This is a genomic window from Lysinibacillus telephonicus (genome assembly GCF_003966145.1).
In the GTDB taxonomy this organism is placed as follows: domain Bacteria; phylum Bacillota; class Bacilli; order Bacillales_A; family Planococcaceae; genus Ureibacillus; species Ureibacillus telephonicus.
In genome coordinates this window covers 1-6,872 of sequence record NZ_RXNR01000116.1, presented here as the reverse complement: position 1 = coordinate 6,872, position 6,872 = coordinate 1, and the positions used below count along the sequence as shown (strand labels likewise).

General features: G+C 34.3%; 9 protein-coding genes. 3 read left to right on the top strand and 6 right to left on the bottom strand.

Going from position 1 to position 6,872, the window contains the following annotated elements; genetic code table 11:
* Positions 1-597 precede the first annotated feature (597 nt).
* Positions 598-1,536 carry a poly(ethylene terephthalate) hydrolase family protein gene (locus EKG35_RS20090; RefSeq protein WP_126296326.1) on the bottom strand — a complete coding sequence of 313 codons (939 nt, stop codon included), beginning with the start codon at positions 1,534-1,536 and terminating at the stop codon, positions 598-600.
* A gap of 133 nt (positions 1,537-1,669) precedes the next feature.
* Between EKG35_RS20090 and EKG35_RS20085 the strand changes: the two genes are divergently transcribed.
* Both EKG35_RS20085 and EKG35_RS20080 read left to right on the top strand, forming a co-directional pair.
* The gene (locus EKG35_RS20085; RefSeq protein ID WP_126296325.1) at positions 1,670-2,176 is read left to right on the top strand and encodes a TetR/AcrR family transcriptional regulator; all 507 of its coding nucleotides are present in this window, start codon (positions 1,670-1,672) and stop codon (positions 2,174-2,176) included.
* 249 nt (positions 2,177-2,425) lie between these two features.
* Positions 2,426-2,869: an SRPBCC family protein gene (locus tag EKG35_RS20080; RefSeq protein WP_126296324.1), complete on the top strand. Its 444-nt coding sequence runs from the start codon at positions 2,426-2,428 to the stop codon at positions 2,867-2,869.
* A gap of 406 nt (positions 2,870-3,275) precedes the next feature.
* Here the strand turns inward: EKG35_RS20080 and EKG35_RS20075 are convergent, their stop codons facing one another.
* From EKG35_RS20075 to EKG35_RS20055, 5 genes are all read right to left on the bottom strand, one after another.
* Complete coding sequence (locus EKG35_RS20075; RefSeq protein ID WP_126296323.1) at positions 3,276-3,491, bottom strand: hypothetical protein; 216 nt, start codon at positions 3,489-3,491, stop codon at positions 3,276-3,278.
* A 105-nt stretch (positions 3,492-3,596) separates the two neighbouring features.
* Positions 3,597-4,385, bottom strand: coding sequence for a DUF817 domain-containing protein (locus tag EKG35_RS20070; RefSeq protein WP_126296327.1), 789 nt, complete (start codon positions 4,383-4,385; stop codon positions 3,597-3,599).
* 80 nt (positions 4,386-4,465) lie between these two features.
* Positions 4,466-4,690, bottom strand: a complete 225-nt coding sequence (locus EKG35_RS20065) for a helix-turn-helix domain-containing protein (protein ID WP_126296322.1) — start codon at positions 4,688-4,690, stop codon at positions 4,466-4,468.
* A 10-nt stretch (positions 4,691-4,700) separates the two neighbouring features.
* On the bottom strand, positions 4,701-5,183 hold the full coding sequence (locus EKG35_RS20060; RefSeq protein WP_126296321.1) for a DUF2975 domain-containing protein: 483 nt from the start codon (positions 5,181-5,183) through the stop codon (positions 4,701-4,703).
* A 355-nt stretch (positions 5,184-5,538) separates the two neighbouring features.
* Positions 5,539-6,138 (bottom strand): DJ-1/PfpI family protein, encoded by a 600-nt coding sequence (locus tag EKG35_RS20055; protein WP_126296320.1) that lies wholly within the window; start codon positions 6,136-6,138, stop codon positions 5,539-5,541.
* 146 nt (positions 6,139-6,284) lie between these two features.
* On the opposite strand from EKG35_RS20055, the gene EKG35_RS20050 reads away from it, so the two are divergent.
* Positions 6,285-6,734: an Lrp/AsnC family transcriptional regulator gene (locus EKG35_RS20050; RefSeq protein WP_126296319.1), complete on the top strand. Its 450-nt coding sequence runs from the start codon at positions 6,285-6,287 to the stop codon at positions 6,732-6,734.
* Positions 6,735-6,872 lie beyond the last annotated feature (138 nt).

Sequence of the window (6,872 nt, the reverse complement as noted above, 5' to 3'; positions counted from 1 at the left end):
GCGAACAGTTTTGTGGACGGGATCAAGTCCCACGGGCCAGAACGTTCTACCCCGGCTACTATCAATCTATAAATTGAATAAAAAATAGTCAACCAGATTTCTCTGGCTGACCTTATAATACGATAGGGCCAGATTGTGGAGGGCACCTTTAACAAAATTGGATATTTATATTAAAATTTAGGTAGATTTTTGTTGATGAGCCCAATGTGCTTTATTGGTACGATAAAAAGGATGGAGTAAAATTGTACAAATTGGGATTTATGAACCAAATGATGATTATGAAACAAAGTTCAGGCATGTTGAATAAATAATAAAACTTATTAAGCTAACGGGGCTTTTAGTAAATAACTGAGAAACTATATTGCAGCTTTTGTGTCTTTCAATAATACAATCGGGCGCAATTCTTGAAGAAGAGGAATTGTGCTTTTTTCAGTTATAGGGCCATATTGTTGAATAATACGACTTGATCATTAAATTCACTTAAATAAGAATGTTATTTAAAATAAGTAATCAGAAAGTCTATTTGAGAAATACTTTTAAATAAACCCCATCTATTTGAGAAAGATGGGGTTTTTATTGATGCTATTAATATACAAATTATCGATTGATTTCTACGTCCTGCCAGTTGGTATTAGACAGAATCTCTGCATCATCACCGAAAAACACGTTTTCAGCTTCTTTATCATCTTGCAAATAATACCTGAACCATGCCGTCATGTAACCGTCTGCCAAAGGAAGCATATCACCATGATCGGTATTGACACGTCTGGCGTAAATTTTTGTCACATCGTCAGAAATAGCTTGATAGTTTTCTTGAAGAGAGAAAAGTGGCGCAATACCAGAATTTTTATCATCACCAGCATCGATTTTCAGTGTTCCAGCAGTCATAAAGTATGGAATATTGATTTTGCTGACGTCATACTGCCACTTTAATCCTTCCGCTAGAGCAAGATGGGGTGTGCTTGCAGTGTAAATTGTTTTATAGCTGTTTCCGTTTTCTTGAGCGGTTACAGCATTAATTGCACCTACACCACCTTGAGAATGTCCAGCAATACCAATATTATCAATGTCTATTTTTCTATAAAAGATACTGCTATCAGTATTGTTGAGTTCTAACATAAGTTCAAGACTTTTTGCTGAGGATATACCATCCCATGAGCTTTTGTCTTCGTTACCAATAACAATGAAGCCCCAAGATGCTAAGTGGTCAAAAATAGCCTCATATTTAGATGCTGGTACACCAGTACCGTTTGCCATTACTACCAGCGGGTATTTATTGCCACCTTTTTCCAATTTGGTAGGATACCAAATCTTGTAACTTCCAATTTTTTCATCTCCAACATCCTGCTCCCATGTAGAGACCACATAGTTTCCCTTAAGCGTATACTTCTGTTCTAGTGCTTGATTCGTTGTCATAACTTCCTCAAAGTAATTTTCCTTTACGACAGGCTGACGAGAAGCAAAGATAAATAAAAAAATCAATGCAACAATGATTCCTAAAACAGTTAATACCAAAATTTTGATAGCTTTTTTCATAAATCATAACCTTCTTTCCTCTTGACCTTCACCTGAGACACTTGTATCATCGAGAATGAAATGAGTGTATCATTAGCTCTTGTCCATCTACAAGAGGTTTGGTGAAAATGAGACAATTACGAGGTTTTGCATCATGAAAAATGAAGTAAAACTTTCCTATGTGCAGCAACAGATTACGGATTCTTTGTTGAGATTGATGGAACAGTTTCCTTTCGAAGAAATTACAGTTACTCAGATTGTGCAGAATGCTGGTGTTGGAAGGGCATCTTTTTACCGAAACTATAAAAGCCGTAAAGATGTCATTTATCACTATATGATGTTATTAATTAAAACATGGGGAAAAGAATTTGAAGCTATAGGAGATCCCGATTGGGCTGGAAGTTTATTAAGGCATTATTACAAGTACAAGGATTTCTATTTGCTGCTTTATCGCTGTGGGCTATCACATTATATTTTATTAATTATCAAAGAAGTGGTTGGTGTGGAAAACGAATCACAGAATGTTCCTGCTTATATGAAAGCGTGGTTTGCTGGAGCTCTTTTCGGCTGGATTGAAGAATGGATTCGCCGAGGTATGCATGAAACCCCAGAAGAAATGCAAGCGTTGTTGGAGACTAAAAACTTTGGGCATAACTTATAAATAGAAGCAGATTGTTATTCCACAATCGGGCGCATTTCTAGAGTAAAGGATCTGCGCTTTTTTACATTTAAAGGCCAGATTGTGGAGGAAACAGTAAACGAAAGATTACTGTTTAAAGATTATTTGAGAAGTGTTTCACTTTAAACTAACCTGCTCTTAATAAAATAAGAACCTTGGTAGTAATGGAAGATTACCATTGGGTATAATGGAAGAAGTAATAAATTTTCTGAAAGTGAGTTGATTTTTGTTATGGATACTCAAGTAACTACGAAATTTAAAATACATAAGCCAACTAATGAGGTTTTTGAAGCCATAGTAGACCCTGCGAAAATCGGGAATTTTTGGTTCTCATCGAGTTCCGAAAGATGGAAACAAGGAATGTCCATTACATTAAGATATGATGAATACGAAGCTGAAGCCGTTATCAATGTATTAGAAGCCGAGGAAAATAAGAAAATCGTGTTTTCATGGGGTGGAGAATCTGATGAAGAAACGGTTGTTACAATTACACTAAAAGAATTAGATAATGCAAGTACAATTATTGAGGTAAACGAATCAGGCCTTAATGAAGACGACCCTGAAATAGTAAATAAAATGCTAGGACAAAAAGAAGGTTGGGTATATATGTTAACTTGTTTAAAAGGATATTTGGAAAATGGTATCAGTGATTTGAGAGCATCATTAATCCATTAGTGTTAAATGACTTCATGCTAAAAAAGAGTTCTTTTTTAAGTAAAAACCACGATTAACTTCTGTATTTCTTTTTGGACTAACTTTCTTTAGTAAAAAAATTAGTGTACCAATTTTAAATTTTTCACACTTTCCATATTTAACAATCGGGTGCAATTATTGAACAATATAGGAAGAAAATTATCAAACCTTTTTATAAAAGTCATACTTAAATCTGCTAAAAAGACCACCTTTTATCAATCTTCTTTAAAAGGGAGTTTTTTAAATTTACCTTAGAATATTGTTTGTGAGGTGTTTATAATCAAAACTTTATTCTAAGCTACATTTTCTTCAAATATAACTTGCTTAAATAAAAGGAGCTTTCCCACTAAAAAGGAAAGCTCTAAAAAATTCACTGGGGAACAAAGGGTTAATATCCCTTTTGATCTCCCTCTTTTATTGAAGCTGTTGGAGTAATATCATCATCTTCAATTTTTTGAAAGCCTTTATCTAATCTTCCCGCATTTTCAATGTCTCCAGAAACCTTATAACCAGCTATTTCTGTATTGGAGGTTGTCCCATAGAGTCCCATTCCACCCAATTCCACATTTATTCTTTCTTCGTTATGTTCTTTTTTCTTATTCACTATTTATCACCTCTTATTGTAATATACCCAAAGAAGGCAATAATATAGTTTAAAATAACATTTTTTATAAACCGCTGAATACACTATTTTGCTATTGTATTTAGTTTAAAAGTGACTAGTATCTATCCCGGTGGAGTTTTTCCCCTTAATCAGTTTTAACGTTGCTACTATAAGAAAGCTCACTATCACTAATAAAAGCCATGAACTTACCTTTCCTAGATGAACGAGACTCCAAGCATCGGTTTGGTTTGGATATTGCCAAGCACCAAAAAACGTAGCGATATTTTCGGCTATCCAAATAAAAAATCCAATAAGCACAAACGAAAGTGCAAGTGGCATACGGTACCGAGTTCCATTTACCTCATATGAGACCCATGATTGCCAAAAGACGATAATAACAAGTCCACTTAACCACCAACGAATGTCAATCCAATAATGATGGGTAAAGAAATTCAAATAAATAGCAGCTGCAAGAGGTACAACCACCAAAAAAGGCGGCCATTTAATCAGTTCAACCTTTAACCTCCTCCAAGCCTGGCAAAGATAACTTGCAACACTTGCATACATAAACCCGCTATATAAAGGTACCCCCAAAATTTTGAAATATCCTTCCTCTGGATAAGACCAGGAACCCATATGCACCTTAAAAATTTCAAGTACAAGTCCAATAAGGTGGAACAATGTGATAACCTTTAATTCATCCTTTGTTTCGAGCCCAGAACGCACCATCCACCACTGCATTAAAAGAAAGATGATAAGCAACCAGTCGTACCTTGGCAACAGGGGAAGCGGCATAATTTGTGTTAAGGCCAATGAGGCAAAAATAACGACAGGAAATAAACATGATAAAGCTTGTTCCCAACCAAAATGAACGAGTTGTTTTAGTGCTCTCATGAACCTTGATTTTTGAATGGTCAACTCCATAAGCAGCTCCCCTTTATTATTTATTTACATTTTAATAAAATATCCCCAAATCATTTATTTTGACTGTCTTCATCATCTCTGTACTCTAAAATATCCCCAGGTTGACAGTCTAAAGCCTTGCAAATTGCCTCTAAAGTTGAAAAACGAATCGCTTTAGCCTTGCCATTTTTCAAAATAGAAAGGTTTGCCATCGTTATTCCAACTCTATCAGAAAGTTCTGTAACGCTCATTTTTCGTTTAGCCAGCATGACATCAATATTGATTATAATTGCCATTGTTTTCACCTCAGACCGTTAAATCATTTTCAGATTTTATATTAATAGCTTCTTGTAAAAGTCTTTGGAGAACAGCAGCAAAGACTGCTATAACCAATGAAGCAAAAGGAACAACTAATCCGACAAAAATAACACCTGGGGCATCGTCTTTATCTGCAAATAGATAGAATAATGGTAAAGCTAGAACGTGCAAGCCGCTGATTGTAATGGCACAGTATTTGATTTTCTTCAAAGCTTCTACTGATATTTGCGAGAAGGCATTATTCTTATCAATATAGTTTAAAAGCTTAAATGCTTGGTACAAAGCAAAGTAAAAGGGTATAGCCGATCCATAAAAAATAATGAAAACGATGTATTTTATAAAGGCTAACTCCGGCAGCAATTTTACTGAAATATTTCCTAACTCAGGCACCAAAAATATGCATAAAGCAAGAACTGGGATTCCAATAAAAATAACAGCAATCTTTAAAAAGAGTGTCGTAACTTGTTTCATAAAAAGCTCCTCACTTAACAATTTATTTTCACCTTGATAATAAAACAAAATTTATCGTTTTACAATAAATATATATCGAATTTAATAATTTTATTATTGATAAAGAATTGCTCTTTTATTTTCAGACAGGAAAAAAGCATTCCTTATGACAAAGAAATGCTTTAACTTTTAACGATTAATTTTTCGCTTGTTTCTACTAATTTACTTCATTTGTTGAATAAAAATTCGATGCCAACTATTAAGCATTGCCCTATGTTTAATACCATTTAAGACTATTGCCTAATGATGAAATTCAGACTTCAGAAATCCCTTATATTTTATAAAAAGTATTCATTATCCGTAAATTGTTTCATTGTTATTTAGTCTTTGTTGTGGAAAATCCCATAAGTTCTTTTACATGTTCTGTATTCTCTTTAGATGTTAGTTTCTCAAGTAATAAAAATGCGACATCAAAAGCTGTACCTGGATTGGAAGATGTAATAATATTTCCCTCTTGAACGATTAATTCATTTTGTACTACTGCACCGAAGTTCTTTAGTTGCTCCTTGCGTTTGCTCGTTGGATGATTGTATGTAGTGGCTCTTTTCCCTGTAAGAATTCCGCTTTTCCCAAGTGCTAATGATGCCACACAGATGCTTGCAATGGGCTTTTGCTTAGTATAAAAGTGTTGGATAACATTTGAAAATTCTTGACTGTATGCATCCTTGTAAAAGCCAGCTTCTTCAAATCCTCCTGGAATAGCGAGTGCATCAAATTCATCTAATTGAATTTCATTAATCGTTTTTTCAGGGATGATAGTAAAATTCCATGTACAAGTTAATTTATTTCGGAGACCAACTGTTACAACCTCGGTAGAGCCATCTCCCTCCCATTTATTCCAACCTAGAACATCTGTAAATACACTAGCTTCTACTGCTTCGAAGCCATCAGCCAATAGTAATAATACCTTTTTCATATTCCAAATCGCCTCCCTATATATATCCATATTTTATAAAAATAAAAACAACTCTTATATAAATTTGATAAGGATATTTCTATATTTACCTTTAATTGATTAAGTATTTACGTTATTCTATCTTATAAAAAAAGGGAGAATAATTTATGGATAAAATTGATGAACATATCGTTAGAATACTACAAGAAAATGCAAAAATTTCAATGAAAGACTTGGCAGAAGCTGTTCACTTAACTTCTCCTTCCGTTATCGAGCGAGTACGCAAATTAGAGGAGCAAAAAATTATTGAAGGTTATCACGCACACATCTCACTGAAAAAAATCAACCGTCCAATTAGCGCGATAGTATTGTTTGAATCAAAGGATTGTAAAGGGTTAGCTAAGTTTTGCCATAACCATCCAGATGTACTCGAATGCTACCGAGTAGCTGGGGAAATAAGCTATATTGTGAAGTTAGCAACACATTCTGTAGAAACCTTAGAACAATTTATTGATAATTCAATGCAATACGGTTCACCTTCAACTAATATCGTTTTATCATCTTATGAAAATAAAGTAATTGCCCCCTATACTATTGAAGACAAAACATTGTTCTAATAATTCTCCGAATTTGCAATCGAGTAGAGGAAAAATAAGTTGACTTATTTTCGCCCCTCTCACAACACCGTACGTACGGGTCTCGTATACGGCGTTTCAATTTATATCACAGTGTGAACTTCTAAGTAACGTTCTAAA

Bases quoted from the DNA above. Each gene is read 5' to 3' on its own strand.
- EKG35_RS20090 (WP_126296326.1), bottom strand. From the start codon at position 1,536: ATGAAAAAAGCTATCAAAATTTTGGTATTAACTGTTTTAGGAATCATT.
- EKG35_RS20085 (WP_126296325.1), top strand. From the start codon at position 1,670: ATGAAAAATGAAGTAAAACTTTCCTATGTGCAGCAACAGATTACGGAT.
- EKG35_RS20080 (WP_126296324.1), top strand. From the start codon at position 2,426: ATGGATACTCAAGTAACTACGAAATTTAAAATACATAAGCCAACTAAT.
- EKG35_RS20070 (WP_126296327.1), bottom strand. From the start codon at position 4,385: ATGAGAGCACTAAAACAACTCGTTCATTTTGGTTGGGAACAAGCTTTA.
- EKG35_RS20065 (WP_126296322.1), bottom strand. From the start codon at position 4,690: ATGGCAATTATAATCAATATTGATGTCATGCTGGCTAAACGAAAAATG.
- EKG35_RS20060 (WP_126296321.1), bottom strand. From the start codon at position 5,183: ATGAAACAAGTTACGACACTCTTTTTAAAGATTGCTGTTATTTTTATT.
- EKG35_RS20055 (WP_126296320.1), bottom strand. From the start codon at position 6,138: ATGAAAAAGGTATTATTACTATTGGCTGATGGCTTCGAAGCAGTAGAA.
- EKG35_RS20050 (WP_126296319.1), top strand. From the start codon at position 6,285: ATGGATAAAATTGATGAACATATCGTTAGAATACTACAAGAAAATGCA.